The organism is Yeosuana marina, from assembly GCF_011762485.1.
Taxonomy (GTDB): Bacteria; Bacteroidota; Bacteroidia; order Flavobacteriales; family Flavobacteriaceae; genus Yeosuana; species Yeosuana marina.
In genome coordinates this window covers 161,863-185,366 of record NZ_JAAKGI010000001.1, presented here as the reverse complement: position 1 = coordinate 185,366, position 23,504 = coordinate 161,863, and the positions used below count along the sequence as shown (strand labels likewise).

The 23,504-nt window shown below is 33.0% G+C and carries 21 protein-coding genes, 1 tRNA gene and 1 pseudogene; 19 read left to right on the top strand and 4 right to left on the bottom strand.

The genetic code is table 11. The annotated features are described in order from the left end of the window. Positions 1-30 precede the first annotated feature (30 nt). From G5V56_RS00765 to dusB, 3 genes and pseudogenes are all read left to right on the top strand, one after another. Positions 31-420: a DUF4345 domain-containing protein gene (locus G5V56_RS00765; RefSeq protein ID WP_166959787.1), complete on the top strand. Its 390-nt coding sequence runs from the start codon at positions 31-33 to the stop codon at positions 418-420. Positions 421-555: 135 nt separating this feature from the next. Continuing rightward, positions 556-1,035, top strand: a pseudogene (locus G5V56_RS00760) (SOUL family heme-binding protein); the annotation flags it as partial. A gap of 52 nt (positions 1,036-1,087) precedes the next feature. Next, positions 1,088-2,083, top strand: coding sequence for a tRNA dihydrouridine synthase DusB (gene dusB / locus G5V56_RS00755; RefSeq protein ID WP_166959783.1), 996 nt, complete (start codon positions 1,088-1,090; stop codon positions 2,081-2,083). Positions 2,084-2,493: 410 nt separating this feature from the next. Here the strand turns inward: dusB and G5V56_RS00750 are convergent, their stop codons facing one another. Next, a complete protein-coding gene (locus tag G5V56_RS00750; RefSeq protein WP_166959780.1) occupies positions 2,494-3,699 on the bottom strand; it encodes an ABC transporter permease in 1,206 nt (401 codons plus the stop codon). A gap of 38 nt (positions 3,700-3,737) precedes the next feature. Further along, a complete protein-coding gene (gene rbfA / locus G5V56_RS00745; RefSeq protein ID WP_166959777.1) occupies positions 3,738-4,142 on the bottom strand; it encodes a 30S ribosome-binding factor RbfA in 405 nt (134 codons plus the stop codon). A 298-nt stretch (positions 4,143-4,440) separates the two neighbouring features. On the opposite strand from rbfA, the gene G5V56_RS00735 reads away from it, so the two are divergent. Further along, positions 4,441-4,514 (top strand) — tRNA-Ile (locus G5V56_RS00735). A gap of 151 nt (positions 4,515-4,665) precedes the next feature. Here G5V56_RS00735 and G5V56_RS00730 read toward each other — a convergent pair. Then, positions 4,666-5,589 carry a LysR family transcriptional regulator gene (locus tag G5V56_RS00730; RefSeq protein ID WP_166959774.1) on the bottom strand — a complete coding sequence of 308 codons (924 nt, stop codon included), beginning with the start codon at positions 5,587-5,589 and terminating at the stop codon, positions 4,666-4,668. Positions 5,590-5,700: 111 nt separating this feature from the next. On the opposite strand from G5V56_RS00730, the gene G5V56_RS00725 reads away from it, so the two are divergent. The 9 genes from G5V56_RS00725 to G5V56_RS00685 all read left to right on the top strand — a co-directional run bounded on the left by G5V56_RS00725 (position 5,701) and on the right by G5V56_RS00685 (position 17,704). Continuing rightward, positions 5,701-6,009, top strand: coding sequence for a hypothetical protein (locus tag G5V56_RS00725; RefSeq protein WP_166959771.1), 309 nt, complete (start codon positions 5,701-5,703; stop codon positions 6,007-6,009). A 60-nt stretch (positions 6,010-6,069) separates the two neighbouring features. Continuing rightward, positions 6,070-6,240 carry a hypothetical protein gene (locus G5V56_RS00720; RefSeq protein WP_166959768.1) on the top strand — a complete coding sequence of 57 codons (171 nt, stop codon included), beginning with the start codon at positions 6,070-6,072 and terminating at the stop codon, positions 6,238-6,240. Positions 6,241-6,262: 22 nt separating this feature from the next. Continuing rightward, complete coding sequence (locus G5V56_RS00715) at positions 6,263-7,717, top strand: proton-conducting transporter transmembrane domain-containing protein (protein ID WP_166959766.1); 1,455 nt, start codon at positions 6,263-6,265, stop codon at positions 7,715-7,717. Between the two features lie 12 nt (positions 7,718-7,729). Continuing rightward, on the top strand, positions 7,730-10,105 hold the full coding sequence (locus G5V56_RS00710) for a DUF2309 domain-containing protein (protein ID WP_166959763.1): 2,376 nt from the start codon (positions 7,730-7,732) through the stop codon (positions 10,103-10,105). 288 nt (positions 10,106-10,393) lie between these two features. Next, the gene (locus G5V56_RS00705; protein WP_166959760.1) at positions 10,394-13,207 is read left to right on the top strand and encodes a M16 family metallopeptidase; all 2,814 of its coding nucleotides are present in this window, start codon (positions 10,394-10,396) and stop codon (positions 13,205-13,207) included. A gap of 11 nt (positions 13,208-13,218) precedes the next feature. Further along, positions 13,219-13,665: a protein-disulfide reductase DsbD domain-containing protein gene (locus tag G5V56_RS00700; protein ID WP_166959757.1), complete on the top strand. Its 447-nt coding sequence runs from the start codon at positions 13,219-13,221 to the stop codon at positions 13,663-13,665. A gap of 15 nt (positions 13,666-13,680) precedes the next feature. Then, complete coding sequence (locus G5V56_RS00695; RefSeq protein WP_166959754.1) at positions 13,681-15,651, top strand: protein-disulfide reductase DsbD family protein; 1,971 nt, start codon at positions 13,681-13,683, stop codon at positions 15,649-15,651. A gap of 85 nt (positions 15,652-15,736) precedes the next feature. Then, positions 15,737-17,257 carry an aminotransferase class V-fold PLP-dependent enzyme gene (locus G5V56_RS00690; protein WP_166959751.1) on the top strand — a complete coding sequence of 507 codons (1,521 nt, stop codon included), beginning with the start codon at positions 15,737-15,739 and terminating at the stop codon, positions 17,255-17,257. A 237-nt stretch (positions 17,258-17,494) separates the two neighbouring features. Then, positions 17,495-17,704 (top strand): PID-CTERM protein-sorting domain-containing protein, encoded by a 210-nt coding sequence (locus tag G5V56_RS00685; RefSeq protein ID WP_166959748.1) that lies wholly within the window; start codon positions 17,495-17,497, stop codon positions 17,702-17,704. Here G5V56_RS00685 and G5V56_RS00680 read toward each other — a convergent pair whose 3' ends face one another. Then, the gene (locus tag G5V56_RS00680; protein ID WP_166959745.1) at positions 17,705-18,304 is read right to left on the bottom strand and encodes a riboflavin synthase; all 600 of its coding nucleotides are present in this window, start codon (positions 18,302-18,304) and stop codon (positions 17,705-17,707) included. A 65-nt stretch (positions 18,305-18,369) separates the two neighbouring features. Between G5V56_RS00680 and pdxA the strand changes: the two genes are divergently transcribed. The 6 genes from pdxA (at position 18,370) to accC (ending at position 23,368) form a co-directional block, all read left to right on the top strand. After that, positions 18,370-19,416, top strand: coding sequence for a 4-hydroxythreonine-4-phosphate dehydrogenase PdxA (gene pdxA / locus G5V56_RS00675; RefSeq protein ID WP_166959742.1), 1,047 nt, complete (start codon positions 18,370-18,372; stop codon positions 19,414-19,416). A gap of 74 nt (positions 19,417-19,490) precedes the next feature. After that, complete coding sequence (locus G5V56_RS00670; RefSeq protein ID WP_166961081.1) at positions 19,491-20,030, top strand: YceD family protein; 540 nt, start codon at positions 19,491-19,493, stop codon at positions 20,028-20,030. Between the two features lie 9 nt (positions 20,031-20,039). Continuing rightward, positions 20,040-20,243, top strand: coding sequence for a 50S ribosomal protein L32 (gene rpmF, locus G5V56_RS00665; RefSeq protein WP_069829108.1), 204 nt, complete (start codon positions 20,040-20,042; stop codon positions 20,241-20,243). 179 nt (positions 20,244-20,422) lie between these two features. Further along, on the top strand, positions 20,423-21,427 hold the full coding sequence (locus tag G5V56_RS00660; RefSeq protein WP_166959739.1) for a beta-ketoacyl-ACP synthase III: 1,005 nt from the start codon (positions 20,423-20,425) through the stop codon (positions 21,425-21,427). Positions 21,428-21,440: 13 nt separating this feature from the next. Beyond that, a complete protein-coding gene (accB, locus tag G5V56_RS00655) occupies positions 21,441-21,929 on the top strand; it encodes an acetyl-CoA carboxylase biotin carboxyl carrier protein (protein WP_166959736.1) in 489 nt (162 codons plus the stop codon). Between the two features lie 86 nt (positions 21,930-22,015). Next, the gene (gene accC, locus G5V56_RS00650; protein ID WP_166959733.1) at positions 22,016-23,368 is read left to right on the top strand and encodes an acetyl-CoA carboxylase biotin carboxylase subunit; all 1,353 of its coding nucleotides are present in this window, start codon (positions 22,016-22,018) and stop codon (positions 23,366-23,368) included. Positions 23,369-23,504 lie beyond the last annotated feature (136 nt).

Sequence of the window (23,504 nt, the reverse complement as noted above, 5' to 3'; positions counted from 1 at the left end):
TTTGATTAAAACAAAAAAAGGTAGTGATAAATGAATAAAGAAAACTTTATTAAAAAAGTGCACTTAATTATTTCATTAATAATTGTAATTCCTGTGTCTTTGATATATGGTTTTAAACCCTCTTTTCAATTTGATATTCATTTAAATACAACCGACGAGCTTACTTTTTTTAAGGCGATGATGGGTTTGTATTTGGGTTTTTCATTATTATGGATTTTAGGACTTTTAAAGAAGAATTACCTATTCGTTGCCATAGTTTCTAATGTCGTTTTTATGCTAGGTTTAGGTGTGGGAAGGCTTATTAGTTTTATTATAGATGGCGAACCTTCCTTTATATTTATTTTTGGAATCTTTGGCGAGCTATTTTTAGGATGTTATGGACTTTGGGTTTTAAAAAAATTCAAACACATATCAATATAATTTAAAACTGTGAAAATGAAAATTACTTTAATCGTACTCGGTATTTTAGTTTTAGGCTTTGTGATTGTTCAAATTTATGCCATGAAAAGTCAAAGTGGTATTGAGAATTATCCGTATTAAGTAGTAAAACGTTTTCCTAGATTTGAAATCAGAAATTATGAAGCTACCTTATTTACATCGGTTAAGCTATCAACGAATAACTATAAAGAAGCTTCGGGCAAAGGGTTTTCAATATTGGCAGGCTATATTTTTGGAGGAAACGAGACGAATGAAAAAATAGCAATGACGTCTCCTGTTTCCATGTCTTTAGAAGACTCAATGACTATAATGTTTATGGTGCCAAAAAAATTCAATAAAGAGAATCTTCCAAAGCCCAATCAATCAGATATAGAGTTTAAAGAGGAGCCTTCAAAAACAATGGCGGCAATCACATTTGGAGGTTGGGCGAATTCTAAAAAAATTGAGGCCTATAAAAATAAATTGAAGACCGCTTTAGACGAAGAAGGGATTTCGTATTCAAATAAATTCTACTTTTTTGGATATAATCCACCATTTGAAATTTTAAATAGAAAAAACGAAGTTTTGGTTGAGCTACAAGATATTTCAAAAAATTAAGAAGTAGTTCTTCTAAGTAAAAAATAGTAATTTTGCGCCAAAATAAAATCCCTTGGTGAAAATTGACCACATAGAATTACCAGATTTTCCGCTGCTTTTGGCACCTATGGAAGATGTTAGCGATCCACCATTTCGTGCCTTATGTAAAGAACAAGGCGCCGATGTTGTGTATACCGAGTTTGTGTCTAGCGAAGGGTTAATTCGTAATGCCGCTAAAAGCGTTATGAAACTCGATATCTACGAAAAAGAACGTCCGGTTGGAATTCAAATATTTGGAGCTAATTTAGAGAGCATGCTTCGAACCATTGATATTGTTTCGGCCTCAAATCCTGATATTATTGATATTAATTTTGGGTGTCCGGTAAAAAAAGTAGTGAGTAAAGGTGCAGGTGCAGGCATTTTAAAAGATGTGTGTTTAATGGAACAACTCACTGCCGAAATGGTGAAGCGCACCAATATTCCTATTACCGTAAAAACACGTTTAGGGTGGGATCACGATTCTATACGCATTGTAGAAGTAGCTGAAAGGCTCCAAGATGTGGGATGTAAAGCCATAGCCATTCATGGCAGAACACGCGCTCAAATGTATAAAGGCAGTGCCGACTGGAAACCTATTGCCGACGTTAAAAACAACCCAAGAATGCACATTCCGGTGTTTGGAAATGGCGATGTCGATACACCCGAAAAAGCCATGGAAATGCGAGATAGTTACGGACTTGATGGCGCCATGATAGGTCGTGCCAGTATAGGAAACCCTTGGTTTTTTAAACAAGTAAAACACTTTTTTACAACCGGTGAACATTTAGCACCCATTTCGTTAGAAGAGCGTGTTGAAGCGGCTCGTAGGCATTTGCAAATGTCTATCGATTGGAAAGGTGAAATTCTTGGCGTTTTCGAAACCAGACGCCATTATACCAACTATTTTAAAGGTATTCCGCATTTTAAAGAATACCGCACCAAAATGGTTACCAGTGATAAACCAGAAGACGTTTTTGCAGCGTTCGATGAGGTGCTTGAAAACTTTTCCGGCTATACGTTTACGGAGTAATTGTTTGTTTAGCTATGTTTAAAAAAGGACTTGGTTTAATTTTTCTTTTAATAGGTCTAGTTTTAACAATTCATTTAATTTACGAAATCTTTATATATCCTCATTGGCTTGCCTTTTTTAAAGAACTATTTAGCGGTTCTTTTGGTGTTAATGGGATTGTTTTTATTCTTTTTTTAATGGCGGATATATAGCCGTTCTATTCGTTTTGATCAAATTTGGATTAAAATGGACTAATCTTTCATGCTTCCGAAAGTAGAATTGGTCTTGAATATCATTTAATAAGTAATACGTTTATGTCAGGTTGAGCGCAGTCGAAACCTATAAAACCTTTCGACTGCGCTCAAGGTGACAACTTACTATAATAATAGTTTGTAATTAAATGAGGTTTCTCTAACGGTAACTTGCCAGAATTAATGCAAATTCACCAGAGATTTTGTAATTCTTACAGAGGCTATTTTAGAGGCTAAAACACCAAGAATAGAAATAGTTAAAAACACAATAATAAAGTTTTCAGCCTTAATAGTTACTGGATACGCTAGGCTTGGCGTTATCATAACCAAGTCAAAACTTTTTTGCAGAATTACTATTATTAAGCCAATAAGGATGCCAATAACACCTCCAAAAATGGTCATTAAACTTCCTTGTAAAAAGAAAATGCGTCTAATATCCTTTATGGTAGCTCCCAAATTAAACAAGGTATTTAAGGTTTTTTTCTTATCAAGAATCATCATGATGATGGAACCAATCACATTAAATAAGGCAATGATTAATACTAAGGTAAATATTAAATAAACGGCTAAATATTCGGTATTCAACATTTTATAGAGGGCATCATTGAGTTGCGCTCTGTTTTTTATAAGGACTCTATTTCCTAAAACAGCTTTGATTTTACTTCTAACAGCATCTTCATCGGCACCTTTTACTAATCTGAATTCTAAACCAGTAATTTGGTTAGGAGTATAATTTAAAAGTCGTTGTGCTAACGCTATAGATGAAAAAATATAGGTATCATTCATTTTTTCATTAATATCAAAAACGCCAACATTGACTGCTTTTACAGAATTAAAGGCATTTTTTGTGGAGGTAATTTGCCCTTTACCAGGCTTAGGAACATAAATGCTAAGCGTTTTAGAATAATCTAAAACACCAAGAGATAGGTTGTTTGAAATCCCCCATCCAACCACTACTTGTGGCGTATCTTGAGCAATCCAGCTACCTTGAACAATTACAGAATCAATCGTTGTGACACTCGCAAAAGATTCATCAACGCCTTTCAACGTTACAATATCATTTTTGTCATCTAAAGCTATAGCAACCCGTTCCTCAATAATTTTTGAGTAAAGGGCAATGTCCTTAATTTCTTTTAATTTTTGAGTGTCGTCGTCTGTTAAAACAAATGATTTTCCTATGGCTGTTTCAGCCTTTAAATCGGGATCAACCACACTTGTAAACTCAAGCGTAAAATCTTTTAAACCTGCAAAACCAGCCATTACAATAAATAACGAAGCAGCACCTAAAACAATACCTATAGCCGCTACAATCGTGATGATATTAATAGCATTGTTACTGCTTTTTGAGCGTAAATAACGTTTGGCTATATAAAGTGTAAAATTCATATGTTGAATATGAAACGGACAATAGGGTTAAAAAAGAATTAAGATTTTTTACGTTTATCTAAAATACTTGGGTCTTTAATAGGGTTTTCTTCTCCTTTTAAGGACTTATCAATTTGGTCCATATATTCCAAGGAGTCGTCAATAAAAAACTCTAACCTAGGCATACGGCGTAATTGATGTTTGGTACGCTGAGCTATTTCATGCTTTATTAAAGGCGAATTTGATTTGATGCCTTCCATTAGTTCAGCTCCTTTATTATTAGGAAAAATACTTAAATATACTTTTGCAACAGATAAATCTACAGTTACTTTTACTTTAGAAACCGATATAAGAATGCCTTGCATACCACCTTGCGTAGCGGCACTTTGTAACACATCTACTAAATCGCGTTGTAATACTGATGCTATTTTTTTTTGTCTTTGACTTTCCTCTACGTTACTCATTTTTTAACATCATTGGTTTAAGTAGCAAAAATACAGGATATTTAAAGATTATCTCACTTTTGATTTATAAAATTTGAACATGCATGAATAGCAGTAAAAAGTTTAACTAAAAATAAATTAAAGAAGGATTTAGTGTTTTAAACAAAAATCTGTAAAAAGTGATCTAAGAATAAGCTAGTTATTTTTTTACATCCAAAGACTATTAATGGAGTACTTATAGAGCTTTGTTAAGAAATGATTTAAAAGAATAAATTTCTTGTAGAGTTATAAAAATAGTATTAAATTCGCAGCCAATTTCGGTCCTATAGCTCAGTTGGTTAGAGCACCTGACTCATAATCAGGTGGTCCCTGGTTCGAGCCCAGGTGGGACCACGTTGAGGGATTGCAAAGCCTTGTAAATTATTTACAAGGCTTATTTGTTTGTAGACTTATACAATTCCATATAATGTAATAACACATCAATGGTTTAAAATACCTGTTTTATAGCAAGTTGAACTTCTTATTTGTTAATGATAAAACTGTATTAGTAATCAATAAACCAATCAAATTTTTCTTTGATAATTCTATCTTTTTCAGAAGAAAGAAAATCAAGATAGGCTAATGCTGCAGGAGATAATTTTTTAGATTTTAACCATATTATATTCCATGTAGTATTTATAGGTAGTCCTTTAACGGGTATAATTTGAAGTTCCTTATTTTTTAATTCATTTTTTATACCTATTAGCGGCATAATAGAGCAGCCTAAACCTGAAATTACAGCTTGTTTAACAGCTTCGTTTGAGGTTAACTCAATCTTTTTATGTTCCGAAAACTGATTGTTAGAAATAAAAGTTTCCATAGCATTTTTGGTTGCCGATCCTTCTTCTCTGTATATTAAAGGAAGCTCCTCAAATAATCTTTTCTTGCTTGGAACTTTTGAAAATTTTAGCATCGTACTCGCAACAAAAAAAAGACGATTTTCCATAAGAACAACGTTATTAACCTTAAGATTTTCTGGTAACACTGAAACTAAGGCAAAATCTACCTCATTTAATTCAAGACTTTTTATAACTTTTAATTTGTTGGTAACATCTATATTTAATTCCACCCCTTGGTGTTGCTTTATAAAGTCAGACAAAAAATAAGGCATAACATATTTTCCTGTTGATACCACCGATATTTTAAGTCTACCAGAAAGCTCACCTTGAAAAGCTAACGTTTTATAGTTAATAGCGTGAACCTCGTCAAGTATTTTTTCGGCAGCAATAGCAATTTCTTTACCAAAATCTGTAACATAAAGTTGTCTTCCTACAACTTCTGTTAAAGAAATAGGAAACTGATCTTGAAAGTTTTTTAATTGAATAGACACAGCTGGCTGTGTTAAATGAAGTTCTTCTGAAGCCTTAGTAATGCTCTTTAACTGAGATATTTTTAAAAAAATTTGTAGCTGATGTAATGTGTAGTTCATAAAAAATATTTATGTATATCATAACAAATATAAATAAAAATTAATGATTAAAATGTATAATATTTGCTTCAGATTTTTTTTGAAGTGAACATTAACACAAAAAATAAAAACATGAAAACACAAGAATTAGACAAGGCAAAAGTATCAACACAAAAAATTCAATTAGTTAAAGGAGAGTTTACACCATCTGAAGCTTTAGATATTGTAAGATCGCTTATAGATGAAAAAATTAATTTTCATAAAATTCAAAGGCTACAGATTTGGGAAGGAAACCATGCTTGCAACACAAATCAATTAGACGGACGTATAAAAGAGCTTGAATTGGAGAAGGAAAAGACAAGAGAATTTATTGCAGAAATGAGAACGCAAGGTAAAAACCTTATGATAAATGGTGTTTTAGAAATTAAAATAGCCAATTAGGTATCTATTAGAAAAACACAAAATGTTTTAACGAAGAAGTTTAAATATTATAAGCAAATTATGAATCATTCAAAATCAACCATTTTACCAATAGCAGGAATGGGATTATTATTTTTCTTTATGGCATTGTCTTACTTTAATAACTCTATCTTTTTGAAAGAGTTATTTGTCTGTAGCTTTATTTTAGGACTGGTTTTTATAGGTAAAATGAGAGAAAATATCCAAGATTAAAATCTTTATAAAAAGTATTAAAATGAATATTGAAAAAAACGTAAACACCACTATAATCCAACAAAATCAGTCGCCTTTATCTTTTTACAGGGCACTATCAATTATATTATGGTTATTATTTTTTGGTAATGTTGCTATTCTTGTTTTTAATTTTCCTAAGATGCCAGAATGGTCTTTAGGACATATTTTTAAGTTAAATGGTTTTACATTTTTAATTTGGTCTACGGTAACATTTTTTAGCGCCATAGTTAGTAGCTATAGCGAGAATTATTTAAAAGGATTTAAATATCACACTCGATTTATGATATTATGTCTTGGGTTTACCTTATCTGTTATGGTATTGGTTGCGTCAAACCACATAATACCATTTCTTCTTTCTTGGTTTGCAATGGGTGTTTTTATGTCTAAATTAATTGGTGTTAATACCAATTGGAAAGAATCTAGAGAAGCTGCAAAATTTACACAAAAGTATTTTTTAGCAGGATCTATTTTTTTAACTATTGGAGTGCTTATTGCTGCCTTTCAAAGTAATGCTTTTACACTATCAGGACTCACAGCAAACTGGAGTAGTATGCCTTTTTATATTCTACTACTATCTAGTTTATGTATTATTATTGCAGCTATTATCCAATCTGCTATATATCCTTTTCATAAATGGTTACTTTCTGCCATGACCGCACCAACACCAGCATCTGCATTAATGCATGCCGGTTTTGTAAATGGTTCTGGAATTTTATTAGCGTTATTTTCAACCTTATTATTTGAATCAAACACCTTAAATATATTATTTGTTATCGGAGGTTTAACAGCTATTATAGCTCAGTTTACCAAACTGCTTCAAGTTAATGTAAAACAAAAATTAGCGTGTTCAACCATTGCTCAAATGGGTTTTATGGTAATGCAGTGTGGTTTAGGCTTTTTTAATGCAGCTGTTGTTCACCTTATTCTCCACGGATTTTATAAAGCTTATTTATTCCTTTCTTCAGGAGAAGTTATCGAACATTCTAACCCTCAAAAGTCAATAAAAATTAAAATTAATCCAATACAAGCAATAACGGTTTTGTTTTTTGGTATTCTAGGAGCTCTTCTTTTTACAAGCTTAACTGGCAAAGGAACATCTTTAGATAGTGGTATTTTTCTAACCTTAATAGTGGCTATTACAGTAGGGCAGTTAACTTATAATATCGTGAAGCAAAAAAGCTTATCAGTTATACAAAAAGTTATTTTTCCACCAGTGTTTTTTATTGCTGGGATAGGAGTTTATGCCTTAATGTACAATGCGGTAACTGTGCTTATGGCAGATATGATTACAATACCAGAGCCCTTGCCTCTTTCAACAGTACAGATTGTTTTTGGCATTGTGTTTTTAGTTGGATTTTTTATTATGAAACTAGGTATTTATCGCCAAGTACCATGGTTATATATAAAATTATTAAATGCATCTCAACCATACAAAAAAACAGTTTTTAACTCATAAATAACAGTTATAATGAATCATCAAACACATATTGATACGTGCATTAATGAAGCGTCAAAAGTTATAGGGAAAACATGGCCACTATATTCTTTTGTAACTTCAAACCCATTATCAGGTTATGAGAAAATGCCTTTTCAAAAAGCAGTTAAATATGCAGAACGGGTGTTAGGCGCAAAGGTTTTTCCTGAAGCTTCAATGTATCGTCAAGCTTGGAATCAAGGAGAAATTGATGAAAATGAGCTCATCGATTTACTCTTAGAAAATGGTTTTATGAATACTCCAGAATATTATCTAAGAGAATTAGAAACTCAAAAAAAGAGTATCACAAAACAACCAAGTCGTGATTTAGATAGAATTATGGCTAAGTGGTTAGCTGCATTTATGGACGAAGGATTGGCAGAATGGGAAATGCCAAATAAAAAACAAGGGTTTTACAAAGCTTGGAGAAAATTGGTAAAATATGATAGTGATATAAAACCATCCTTTTTAACTAAAATACCTAAGACTAGCGAAGAAACACTTTCTATAATACTTAAAGACTATCAAGAAGAAGATTATACAAAATTATTTACATCTCATCTTGCGGCGTTGCCAGGATGGACGGGATATATTAATTACAGAACAGAAGCCAACTCGCTTTGGCAACAAAAATATCCTATCAGTTTAAAAGATTATTTAGCAGTTCGATTATGGGTTGCTAAAAACATTAACGTAGACATTTTTCCAAAGGAAGATAAAATTGAAGAAAATCTTAGCCTATTAAAATTGCAATACATTTGGTTAAAAGCTTGGGAAAACACAAGTCAAAATCAGATTATGGCCAAATTGAAAGACTCAAAAAATGCAAATAGCAACCATAGTCAAAGTGTTCCTGATGCTCAAATGGTTTTCTGTATTGATACACGATCTGAATCTATAAGACGGCATGTTGAGGCTAGCGGAAATTACGAAACCTATGGTTACGCAGGATTTTTTGGGATTGCCATGGATTATGAAAGTTTAAATGATGGATTAACCAAAAAGGCATGTCCGCCAATCGTTGCTTCTGCCTATAAAACTTCAGAAATTGCACAAAAGCATCAAGACAAAAAGAAAGTTGTCTACGAAAAGAAAAGAAAGCTTTTAAAATTTAGAAACTATGTTCTTAAGCGTATGAAAAATATGCTGCCATCTGCTTTTGGATTTGTAGAAGGGGCTGGTTTTTATTATGGACTTTCAATTCTTGGAAGAACACTAACGCCAGGTTTTCTTTATAGTTTTAAAAAGACATCCATGTCGAGCTACGAGAGTATTTGCGAGCCAGAAATTAATAAAAATGTAATAGCTAAAGATGAGGGACACGCAGGAATTCCTTTAACCGAAAAAGTAGCAATTGTTAAATCTGCTTTCGATCTTATGGGTTGGAAACAATTTTCACCATTGGTCTTATTTGTTGGACACGGAAGTCATACTGCAAATAACCCTTTTGGTTCAAGTTTAGATTGTGGCGCGTGTGCAGCTAGCCCGGGAAGGCATAATGCTCGTATGCTTGCTAAATTGGCAAACCTAAAAGAAGTTAGAGAAAGTCTAGCATCAAATTTTAACATAATGATTCCCGAAGACACTATTTTTATTGGAGCAGAACATAATACAACCACAGACGATATTGAAATTTTTGATTCAGCAGTACCAGCTTCACATAAAGAAAGGCTTGAAAATTTAAAGTTAAATTTATTACAAGCACAACAAACAGCCACTAAAGAAAGATTATATAACGATAAAAGTGTGACGTTGGCAAATAAAAAAGCAAACGATTGGAGCGATACCAGACCAGAATGGGGCTTAGCAAAAAATGCTGGATTTATTATTGGGCCTCGAACACTTACTCAAGGCGCACATTTAGACGGACGATGTTTTCTTCATTCATATCAATGGGAGCAAGATGACAATGGAAAAGCTTTAGAAGGTATTATGCAGGGACCTATGGTAGTTACACAATGGATTAACAATCATTACTATTTTTCAACGGTTGATAATGATACTTTTGGAGGTGGTTCTAAAATAACCCATAATATTACTGGCAAGTTTGGTGTTTTACAGGGTAACGGTGGCGATCTTAAAATGGGTTTACCACTTCAATCTTTAAAACAAACAGATCAAGAGATGTATCACCAACCACTTCGCTTAGCAGTGTTTATTCAAGCTCCTGTAGATTGGGTAAATACTATTTTATCAAGAAATGAAAACCTTAAAAACTTACTTGATAATGAATGGATATATTTAACGGTTATGGATCCAGAAAAAGACAATGCATTTAAGCGTTATAGACAAGATATGCAATGGATTTCAACAACAGAAAAGGAAGTCAATATAGAGGAGTACTTGATAAAAGAAGAAGCAGAAGTTTAAAAGGCTAAGGCATTATGTCGCGAATTGGATAGAATTCGTGCTATATATGGAAAGGATTATATTACTAATTAATTAAAAAGAAAAGCTTTGCGATACCGCAAAGCTTTTCTTTTTAATTGTTAATTTTAGCAACAAAACATGATAAGACAAACAAACTACAACAAATACTTGTACTTTATTTAGATTAATATTAATAAAAAAACAATTTCAAATACTTAAATTTGACAGAAATTATCTTCAACGTTATAAACAAGTAGCCATTTTTGGCCTTAAACACATATGATTTTTATGAAACGCACTTTAATTTTTCTTTTTACTCTATTTGTGGCTTTTACGTTTAAAGCTGTAGCCCAACCATTAAACTATGAAAGTCCATTACCTGTAGATCAAACCATTAAAAAAGGTGTTTTGCCCAACGGAATGACCTACTATATAAAAAGTACAGATGTTGTAAAAGATGCCGCTAGTTATTATATTATTCAAAATGTAGGTTCTATTTTAGAAAATGAGGATCAACGTGGATTAGCCCATTTCTTAGAACACATGGCTTTTAACGGAACCGAACATTTTCCAGGTAAAGGCATTTTAAATACGCTTCAAAAACATGGAGCTGTTTTTGGTAAAGACATTAATGCTTATACTGGTTTTGATGAAACCGTTTATAATTTAGACAATATACCAACGAAGGATGGGTTGATAGACACCTGTTTAACGGTATTGAATGATTGGTCCAATTATCTTCTGTTAACGGATGAAGAAATTGATGCAGAGCGAGGTGTTATAAAAGAGGAATGGCGTTCTGGTCAAAATGGGCGTAGACGTTTATTTGAAAAAGCTTTGCCTATTACATTTAACCATTCAAAATATGCCGATAGATTACCAATAGGCTTAATGTCTGTGGTTGAAGGTTTTGATTATAAAGCGTTACGCGATTTTTATCACGACTGGTATCGTACAGATTTACAAGCTATCGCTGTTATTGGTGATGTAAATGTGGATGAGATAGAGCAAAAAATTAAAGAGAAATTTTCTAATATTCCACCTGTTAAAAATCCAAAAGAGCGAGTTATAGTAGATATTCCAGATAATAAAGAAATGGGATATACTTTGGGTACGGATCCAGAGGTTTCAACAGCATCTATTACGTTTGGAATTCGTCATAAAAAATCACTAAAACCAGAAACGGTTGCCGATTTAAAACGTTCTTTGTTAGAATCTATGGCAACCAGTATGTTGTCTGCAAGAATTTCTGAACTGTCTCAAAAGCCCGATGCTAGCTTTTTAGCGGCTTTTGTTGGATATGGTCAATTTACTAGATCTTCTAATGTTTTTAGTATCCAAATATATCCAAAGCCTAACAAAGAAAAAGAAGCATTTAAAGAGGTGTTAACTGAAGTAGAACGATCTGTAAAATTTGGATTCACACCTTCAGAAATTGATAGATCTATTGCCGATATTAAAAGTTCTTATGAAAATCAAATTGCGCAAAAAAACGATATCAGCCATGATAAAATAGAGAACGTTATCCAAAGCAACTTTTTATCAAATAGTACAATGACGGATGTTGAAAAGGAATATGAGTTAGCAAAGCAAATTTTTAAAGAAATCACACCACAACAACTCCATGAAACGATTAAGCGACTATATTCCAAAGAAAATAGATATCTTAATGTCACAGGCGTAGAGGGTAAAGATAATTTAACAGAAGACCAGGCTAAAGATATTATATCAACTGTTGAAAATGATTCGTCAATTCAGCCGTATTCAGAGTCATTGGATGGAAAAACGTTGGTGTCAGATTTAAATATTCAAGATGGTAAGGTCTTAAAAACAACACCTAATAAAGAAACTGGAGCAACAACATTTGTCTTGAGTAACGGTATAAAAGTACATTATAAGTTTGTTGATAAAGAAAAGGATAAGGTCTCTTTGAATGCTGTTAGCTATGGAGGAACCTCGCTTTTAAGTGATGATGAGTTGCCTTCTGCAAACTTGTTAGGTAATTTAATTTCAATGTCTGGTTTAGGTGATTTTAATGCAACTGATTTGCAAAAAATATTAGCAGGAAAAACTGCTAATGTAAGAATTGGTCTTGATGATATTACAGAGTCACTTTCAGGATCTTCGAACACAAAAGATGTAGAAACCATGTTACAAATGGTATATGTTTACTTTGTAAAACCTCGTTTTGATGCCGATGCGTTTCAAGTTTTAGAGAGTAATATAGACGATTATGTCGTTAGAAGAAGTAAAAATTTAGATGAGAAGATGAGAGATAGCTTAACAGTTACTCTATACGGAAAAAACAATCCTAAAAAGCATATTTTTAATCAAGATTATGCTGATGCTATTTCATTTGAAAAGATTAAAAATATTTATAAAGAACGTTTTGCAGATGCTTCAGATTTTGAGTTTTTCATTATAGGCGATGTTAAAGAAGAGGAGTTAAAACCTCTTTTAGAAAAATACATTGCCAGTATTCCTACTAAAAATGTAACTGAAACGTACAAAAATAATGGAGCAGAATGGCTATCAAACAACATTGATAAGGATATCTACTTAACCATGGAAGATCCTAAGGCTACTGTAAATATTGCTTATAAAAAGGAAATGCCTTACTCAAATGAAAACTTTATTTACACGAAAGCTTTAGGTGATATTTTACAATTACGAGTTGACGAAACTGTTAGAGAGTCTGAAGGAGGAGCTTATAGTCCATCTGCTTTTGCGATTTTTATGAGAGAACCTAAATCATTGGCTTATGTGGGTTTTAAATTTGATTGTAACCCAGATATGGTTGATAAATTAGTAGATATTGTAAATACTGAATTACAAAAAATTGCTGATGGTAATATTAGCGATGACGATTTAAATAAAATTAGAACAAACTTTATAAAAGAGCGTGAGCAAGCAAAAGACAAAAATGGATACGATATGAGTTTGCTTACAAATTATTTTAGATATAATGAAAATATCAATGATCCTAAAAACTTTGAGGATATTGTAAATAAAATGTCTAAAGATAATATTCAAGGAATAGCAAAAGAAGTTCTTGAAGGTGGGGGAAAATCGTTTGAAGTTGTATTTAAACCGAAACAATAAAAGTGAACAATATGAAACATATAATTTTAGCTTTTGCCCTTATAATGGTTAGTGTTGGGCAGGCTCAAATTTTAAAGCCTGTAAAATGGGAGGCATCAGTTAAAAAAATATCTGATACAGAATACGAACTGATTGCAACTGCTAATATTGACGAACATTGGCATTTGTATTCACAGACGGTTCCAGAAGGTGGCCCTATTGCAACAACGTTTACATTTCAAGGTAATGGCAAGTTTTTAAAAAAGGGAAATACAATAGAAGATGAAGGTCGAACTATTGACGACCCTGTTTTTGGAATGAAAATAAAGTTTTTTGAGACCAAAGCATCCTTTAAACAACGAATAAAATTAAAAACAAAAGAAGCATTTAAAGTAAACGCAACTGTAGAGTTTATGGTTTGTGATGATAGTAGATGCTTACCGCCTACAGAAGTAGATTTGGTATTCAACGTAAATTAAAAATTGATTGATTTAATGAGAAAGTTTCTTTTTGTCTTAACTGTATTAGTCTTATCATTTTCTGGGCATGCACAAATATTAAACCCTGTAAAATGGAGCACATCTGTAGAAAAACTATCTGATAGTGAATACGAACTAGTATCTAAAGCAACTATAGAATCGGGTTGGCACTTATACTCACAAAAGGTTCCAGAAGATGGTCCCATATCAACAACATTTACCTATGATGACAGTGAGGGCACCATTAAAATAGTTGGAAACACCTCTGAAGAAGAAGGACACACCATTGATGATCCTGTTTTTCAAATGAAGATTAAGTATTTCGAAAAATCAGCGATTTTCAAACAAAAGGTAAAAGTACAAAAAGGGGTTGCTACCATCAATGCTTTTGTTGAATTTATGGCATGTAACGATACAAACTGTACACCTCCAAAAGAGGTTGATTTAGTATTTAATTTAGCCAATAATAAAGAGGCTGCTGAAGCATCAAAGACTATTGTAAAAGCTGATAAAGGTGGTGCTGTTTCAAAAAATAAGTCAGAATCGCAAAAAGGGTTATGGTCTATTTTTATCATTGCCTTTTTCTCTGGTTTTGCAGCCTTGCTAACACCTTGTGTGTTCCCAATGATTCCAATGACAGTAAGTTTCTTTACGAAACAAAGTAAAACTAAGGCAAAAGGTATTAGAAATGCTATTATTTATGGCATTTCAATTATTGTCATTTACGTATTGCTGGGCATTTTTGTAAGCTTAATATTTGGAGCTGATGCCTTAAATGCATTATCAACCAACGTATGGTTTAATATTGCATTCTTTATACTACTAATAATTTTTGCAGTATCCTTTTTAGGGGCTTTTGAAATTATGTTACCCAACAAATGGGCGAATAAAGTAGATTCTCAAGCCGATAAAGGAGGATTTATTGGAATCTTTTTCATGGCCTTAGCCTTGGCTATTGTATCATTTTCTTGTACAGGCCCTATCGTCGGGACCTTATTGGTACAGGCCGCGGCTGGCGGAAGTCAAGTAGGTCCAATTGTTGGTATGTTAGGCTTTTCATTAGCCATAGCCTTACCATTTGCATTATTTGCAGCCTTTCCGGGGTGGTTAAATTCACTGCCAAAATCAGGCGGCTGGTTAAACACTGTTAAGGTGGTTTTAGGTTTTTTAGAATTGGCATTAGCGTTTAAATTTTTATCGAATGCCGACTTGGTATTGCAAGCTCACTTTTTAGAGCGTGAAGTCTTTATCGCTATTTGGATTGCTATTTTTGGAGTTTTAGCTTTTTATTTATTTGGAAAAATACAATTACCACATGATTCACCAATAACCCATATTTCTGTTGGTAGGTTAAGTTTGGGATTAATAGCCTTATCTTTTACCATCTATATGGTTCCTGGTCTTTGGGGAGCACCGTTAAATTTAATAAATGCCTTTCCTCCACCACAACATTATGGAGAATCCCCTTACGGCGTTGGTTTTACAAAACTAGGTTCTGGAACTGTTTCAGCGAATCATGACGAAATTCCAGAAGGAGCTCATTTAATGGCGCCTCATGATATTTTGGCTTTTAACGATTACGATAAAGGATTGGCATATGCTAAAAAAGTAGGCAAACCTGTGATGATTGATTTTACAGGACATGCCTGTGTCAACTGTAGAAAAATGGAAAATAACGTTTGGATTAAGCCTGATGTTTTGGACATCCTTAAAAATGATGTGGTTCTTATTTCACTTTATGTAGATGATAAACGCCCTTTAGCAGATGAGGATGTTGTAGAGTCTAAGTTAAATCCGGGCAAGAAACTTAAATACATAGGACAGAAGTGGAGCGAATTACAAACAATAAAATATAAAGCAAACACGCAACCTATGTATGTGTTAATGGATCATAATGAAGAAAACCTGATAGATCCTGTGGCTTATACTCCTGATGTCGAAACTTATCTTAACTGGTTAAAGGAAGGTATTTCAAATTTTAAATAGAATTATTTTTAAATAGTTAATTTTGTATTAGAATCACTTTGTCTATAACATAGTCATAGTGATTCTTTATTAAATAGTTTATAAGATGAGTTTACATAATAATCCTGTTGAAAGTACTTTTAGTTCAAAAGATAAAGTATCGTCTCTTGAAAGCTATTTTGCACCGTTTAGACAAAATATTGTGGGGATAGATCAAGCCTTTGAATCACCCTACGGAAAGAAAAAAATCATATATGCCGACTGGACTGCTAGCGGAAGATTATATGGACCTATTGAACATAAACTTTTAAACGACATTGGCCCATATGTAGCCAATACACATACAGAAACATCTATTACTGGCTCCGCAATGACTATGGCATATCATGATGCCAGAAATATTATAAAAAACCATGTTAATGCTTCAAAAGATGATGTATTAATTACTGTGGGGACAGGAATGACGGGGGCTATTAATAAATTTCAACGTATTCTTGGAATTAAACTTAATGAAAATTTAAAAAACCATACAGAGGTTCCTGATGAAAAGAAACCTATCATTTTTGTATCACATATGGAACATCATTCTAATCAAACATCATGGTTAGAAACAATTGCGAAAGTTGTTGTTATTCCTTCAAATAATAATGGGTTGCCTTGCTTAGATAGTTTGGACGCATTATTGCAAGAATACAGTCATATTCCTATAAGAATGGCAGCTATCACAGGGTGTTCAAATGTAACCGGAATTCAAACAAATTATCATGAGATAGCAAAAAGAATGCATCAAAATAACGGATTATGTTTTGTTGATTTCGCCTGTTCTGCGCCGTATGTAAACATAAATATGCATCCTCAAAATGAAGATGAATATTTGGACGCTATTACCTTTTCACCACATAAATTTTTAGGAGGCCCTGGTTCTTCAGGGGTTTTAATATTCAATAAGAAGCTGTATAAAAATTTAGTTCCCGATAATCCTGGAGGAGGCACGGTAAATTATACGAATCCTTGGGGTGATCATGATTATATTGACGATATTGAAACCCGTGAAGATGGTGGAACGCCAGGGTTTTTGCAAGCTATAAAAATAGCACTGTCTATTAAGCTAAAAGAGCAAATGGGCGTTGATAATATTCTAAAACGTGAGCATGAGCTAACGACTATAATTTTTAATAAGCTTTCAAAAATTAAAAATTTAACCATTTTAGCGCCTGAACATACTGATAGATTGGGAGTTATTTCTTTTTATATAGAAAAAGCTCATTATAATCTAGTTGTTAAACTATTAAACGATAAGTTTGGAGTGCAAACTAGAGGTGGCTGCTCATGTGCAGGAACATATGGACACTATTTATTGCATGTAGATCAACTAACATCCAAAGCTATTGAGGAAAAAATATTAGAAGGTTGTTTAATGGAGCGCCCGGGCTGGGTTAGAATGTCCATACATCCAACTATGACAATTGCTGAGGTTGAATTTATTTGTAACGCTATAGAAGCTGTAGCAGATAATTTTAAAGAATGGGAAAAAGACTATACGTATGATCCGATTAAAAACGAATTCATTCATTTAAGTAATATCTCAGTAGAGAAGAAAATAACCAAACATTGGTTTAAACTATAAGCTCTTAAATTTTAATTTATATATATTTGTTGCGTGAATAGGGAATTTGAGGGATTATTTTTCTGACTCATATACTTTTAAACGGTACAAAGCGTTAATGTTTTTTAAATAGATCTTAGTTGTTTTTAATTAAAAATGCATTTAATCGATGTTTTAAAACTTTTAAAAGATATTTTTTTGAAAGAAAAATCCGCAAAAACATGGTTTACCCACTTATTTTTATAATTTTGCTATATAATGACTGCACAAAATAAAAAAATAGTAGCCTCTATCTTATTTGTATTAATAAGTTGTGTATGTATGGCTCAAATAGATAAACCGCCATCTCCAATGGCAAAATCTGCTGCTGGACCACCACCACCAGGATTTCCTATTGACGGTGGAGTCCTAGTAGGGGTTTGTATAGGTGTTTTTTATGGAGCAAAGAAAATACTGGCTAACAAGTAACTATTTAGCTATTAAATTTATGTCAATAAGTTTAGCAACATACTTGCCTAACACATCAAACTCTAAATTTACTACGGTTCCTTTTTTAAAATCGCCAAAATTTGTGTGGTCATACGTGTAGGGTATAATAGCAACACTAAAACTATCTTTTTTTGAATTAACCACCGTAAGACTTGTTCCGTTTACGGTAATAGACCCTTTTTCAATAGTAATATTATTAAGAGAAGAATCGTAATTAAAGGTAAACATCCAACTTCCGTCTTCCTCTTTAATGTTGGTACAAGTAGCTGTTTGGTCTACATGGCCTTGAACAATATGGCCATCAAGTCTGGCTCCAAGTATCATAGCGCGTTCTAAATTAACGTTATCACCAATTTTTAAAACACCTAAATTAGATTTATCTAAAGTTTCTTTAATAGCAGTAACAGTGTATTCGTCTTGGTCAATAGCAACAATAGTTAAGCAAACACCATTGTGCGCCATGCTTTGATCAATCTTTAACTCGGGAGTTAATTTGCTTTTTATTGAAATATGAAGGTTGTTCATTTCTTTTTTTAAATTGGAAACAACACCCATATCTTCAATTATTCCTGTAAACATATTATTATCTGTTTATTTAGTTAAATTTGCAATAACAAAAATACGAACAAAAGCTGTCATTTTTAATGAAGAAATCAGAAAATATAGTAGTAGGAATATCTATTGGAGACTTAAATGGTATTGGCGGAGAAATTGTTTTAAAAACATTTGAAGACTCCAGAATGTTAGACTTTTGTACACCAGTTATATTTGCCTCATCAAAAACCATGTTGTTTTTAAAAAAACAGTTTAATTCTTCCATTAACTTTAATGATATAAACCAGATTGATCAAGTAGTGTTTGGCCGAATCAATGTTTTAAATTGTTGGAAAGAGCCCGTAACTATTGATTTTGGTAAAGAAGATTTTAAAATAGGCGAATACGCGATAAAATCATTACAAGAAGCTACAAAAGCATTGAAGAATGATGCTATAGATGTCTTGGTAACCGCCCCAATAAATAAACATAACATACAGTCTGAAGAGTTTAATTTTCCAGGGCATACTGATTATTTGGCGCAAGAGCTTGGAGGCGAAAGTTTAATGTTTATGGTCACAGACTCTTTGAGAGTCGGGTTACTTACAGATCATGTACCAGTAAAAGATGTGGCGTTAAAGATTTCTTCAGAATTAATTGAAAAGAAAATAAACACTGTTTACGATTCACTTCAGAAAGATTTTAAAATAAACAGGCCTAAAATAGCCGTTTTAGGGATTAATCCCCATACTGGAGACAATGGTGTTATTGGTAATGAAGATGATGAGGTTATGCGCCCGACTCTTGCAAAAATTAAAGAGGAAGGTAAATTAGTTTATGGCCCTTATGCGGCTGATAGTTTTTTTGGATCTAATAATTACAAAAATTTTGATGCTATTATTGCTTCGTATCACGACCAAGGATTAATTCCGTTTAAAACATTATCTTTTGGTCAAGGCGTTAATTTTACAGCTGGTTTAAGTAAGATAAGAACCTCGCCAGATCATGGTACAGCCTACGAAATTGCAGGTAAAGGAGTTGCAGATGAAAACTCTTTTAAAGAAGCAGTTTTCACTGCCTTACAAATTTTTAAAAACAGATTTGATTATGAGCGACTTATAGAAAATTCTTTAAAGAAAGCTTCAAAAACCAGATAATCAAAAAAATATGTATAAGTGCTGTGGCATAAATTAAAAATTTATATATTTGCAGGCTCAAATTAGATGTGATGATGAAGCCACTAAAAGAGTTTACAATTCCATTTGTAGGGTTAAAACTAGGGACACATCACTTTAATTTTAAAATTGAGCAAACGTTCTTTGATTATTTTGAGTATGAAGATTTTAACGATGTAAACGTTAATGTTGATGTTGAATTGATAAAAAACACAACATTATTAGACTTACACTTTAAAATTTCTGGAACAGTTAATATTAACTGCGACGTTACTAATGAACCCTATGATCAAGCCATAGAAAATGATTTTGATTTAGTGGTTAATTTTGGAGAAGAATATAATGATGACAATATCGATATTCTTGTTCTTCCACATGGAGCTTACGAAATTAATATACAGCAATATATTTACGAATTAATTGTATTAGCTGTACCAATTAAACGTGTGCATCCTGGTGTTGAAGATGGGACATTACGTTCAGACATACTTGAAAAATTAAACGAATTAAGCCCAAAGCTTAATGAAGAAAAGGAAAAAAATGAGGATATTGACCCTCGTTGGAATACATTAAAAAAACTATTAACGGATAAATAAATATAGAAAATGGCACATCCTAAGAGAAAAATCTCGAAAACAAGAAGAGATAAAAGAAGAACTCATTATAAAGCAACTGCGCCACAGATTGCAACTTGCCCTACAACAGGTGAAGCTCATTTATACCATAGAGCACACTGGCATGAAGGTAAATTATATTACCGAGGACAAGTTTTAATTGACAACTCTGAAGCAGTAGAAAACGTAGCTTAAAAAAGTTAAACTTATTAATAAAGCGCTCACATGTGAGCGTTTTTTTTATGATAAGTTTTTATAAGAGCCAAAAACGACTTAATTTGCATAGAAATTAGACCAAAAATTAGTATTTTGAACAAATTTTCGAATATTTTGGTGATTTTTTGTGATTTTTTGATCGAATTAACGATAAAGTTATGAGTAAAATATCAGCAGCAATTACAGCTGTAGGTGCCTATGTGCCAGAATATGTATTAACCAACCAAATTCTTGAAACGATGGTTGATACTAATGATGAATGGATTACTTCACGAACAGGTATTAAAGAACGTAGAATTCTGAAGGAAGAAGGAAAAGGAACGTCTTACTTAGCTATTAAAGCAGCCCAAAATCTTATTGATAAAAAAGGATTAGACCCAAAAGATATAGACCTAGTTATAGTTGCAACTGCAACTCCAGACATGAAAGCTGCTTCAACCGCAGCTTTTACAGCTTCAAATATAGGAGCTGTTAATGCGTTTACGTTTGATTTAGACGCTGCATGTTCTAGCTTTTTATTTGGAATGTCTGTTGCCGCTAAGTATATAGAATCGGGTAGTTACAAAAATGTTCTTTTAGTTGGAGCCGATAAAATGTCGTCTTTAATTAATTATAAAGACCGAACTACCTGTATTATTTTTGGAGACGGCGCTGGCGCTGTATTGTTTCAACCTAATGAAGAAGGTTTAGGTTTGCAAGACGAATATCTTAGAAGTGATGGCAACGGTAGAGAATTTTTACAAGCCACTTATGGAGGGTCTTCATTTCCGGTAACACCAGAAGTTTTAGAAAAAGGAGGACAGTATGCATTTCAAGAAGGACAAACTGTATTTAAAAATGCGGTGTTCAACATGGCCGATTCCACCGTAAAAATCCTAGAGAGAAATAAACTAACTAATAACGACGTTGATTGGTTAGTAGCGCATCAAGCTAACAAACGCATTATTGATGCTACCGCTAGACGTATAGATTTAGAAGATAAGAAAGTGATGATGAATATACATAAATATGGAAATACAACATCAGCTACATTACCGTTACTATTACATGATTATGAATCACAACTTCAAAAAGGAGATAATTTAATTTTCGCTGCTTTTGGAGGTGGATTTAATTGGGGAGCCATTTATTTAAAATGGGCATATAATTCATTGACTAACTAAAAACCTTAATATTATGGATTTAAAAGAGATTCAAAACTTAATTAAGTTTGTTGCCAAATCGGGAGCAAGCGAGGTTAAATTGGAGATGGAAGACATAAAAATAACCATTAAAACAGTATCAGAATCAGATACTACTTCTGTACGATATATTTCAGAAGCACCATTACCACAACAAGCTGTTGTACCTGTTTCGAATGAACAGCAACAAGCCCCTGCTAATCAAGCACCAGCAGCTGCAGCTAAGACGGATGACGATTCTAAATATGTAACTATAAAATCACCAATCATTGGAACTTTTTATAGAAAACCATCACCAGACAAACCATTGTTTGTTGAGGTTGGTCAAACAATAGCTGAAGGAGATGTACTTTGTATCATTGAAGCAATGAAACTTTTTAACGAAATAGAATCTGAAGTTTCAGGAAAAATTGTAAAAATATTAGTTGATGATTCATCACCAGTTGAATTTGATCAACCACTATTTTTAGTAGATCCGTCATAACCCATTAAAAATTCCAATACACAAATCTCACAATCCAATTTTTGGATTTTTGCGATTGGAATTTGAAATTTTTAATACCATAAGTTATGTTTAAAAAAATATTAATTGCCAACAGAGGAGAAATAGCACTGCGTGTTATAAGAACCTGTAAGGAAATGGGAATTAAAACGGTTGCTGTCTATTCAACAGCAGATGCTGAAAGTTTACACGTTAAATTTGCAGATGAAGCTGTTTGTATCGGTCCTCCATCAAGTAGTGAATCATACTTAAAAATGTCAAATATTATTGCAGCTGCAGAAATTACTAATGCAGATGCGATACATCCAGGTTATGGTTTTTTATCAGAAAACTCTAAGTTTTCTAAAATCTGTGGAGAACACGGTATCAAATTTATTGGTGCTTCTCCAGAGATGATTGACAGAATGGGCGATAAAGCCAATGCTAAAGCAACCATGAAAGAAGCTGGTGTACCATGCGTGCCAGGAAGCGACGGTGTTATTGAAACCTTTGAAGAGTGCGAAAAAATAGCCAAAGAAGTTGGGTATCCTGTTATGCTAAAAGCCTCTGCCGGTGGTGGTGGAAAAGGAATGCGTGGTGTTTTTAAGCCTGAAAACTTAAGAGATGCTTGGGATTCGGCACGTCAAGAAAGTAAAGCTGCTTTTGGAAATAACGATATGTACATGGAAAAACTCATTGAAGAACCAAGACATATTGAAATTCAAATTGTAGGAGATTCTACAGGAAAAGCATGTCATTTGTCTGAGCGTGATTGTTCTATTCAACGTCGCCATCAAAAATTAACAGAAGAAGTGCCTTCTCCGTTTATGACAACGGCTCTTCGTACTAAAATGGGTGAAGCTGCTGTAAAAGCTGCTGAATATATTAAATATGAAGGCGCAGGAACCATTGAGTTTCTTGTTGACAAAAACAGAAACTTTTACTTCATGGAAATGAATACACGTATTCAAGTGGAACACCCAATCACAGAACAAGTAATTGATTTCGATTTAATTCGGGAGCAAATATTAGTAGCTGCAGGAGTGCCAATTTCAGGAAAAAATTATACTCCAAAATTACATGCCATTGAATGTCGAATTAATGCTGAAGATCCTTATAATGGGTTCAGACCTTCGCCAGGTAAAATCACAGTTTTACACGCACCTGGAGGACACGGCGTACGTTTAGATACGCATGTGTATGCAGGTTATACGATTCCGCCAAACTACGACTCCATGATTGCTAAGTTAATTACGACGGCGCAAACACGAGAAGAGGCTATTAATAAAATGAAGCGTGCTTTAGATGAGTTTGTCATAGAAGGAATAAAAACAACCATTCCATTCCATAGACAATTAATGGAGCATCCAGATTATTTAGCAGGTAATTATACCACTAAGTTTATGGAAGACTTTGTTATTGAAAAGCAAATAGAAGAATAAGATAAAAGCTTCGAAATTTTTTTCGGAGCTTTTTTTATGGTGTTACTTTTCCTTTTTTATAAAGTAAAAGTCAGACTGTACACTATATCTTTTTGTGAAAAAACAAAAAGGATGCCGCTTCCATCCTTAACACAAA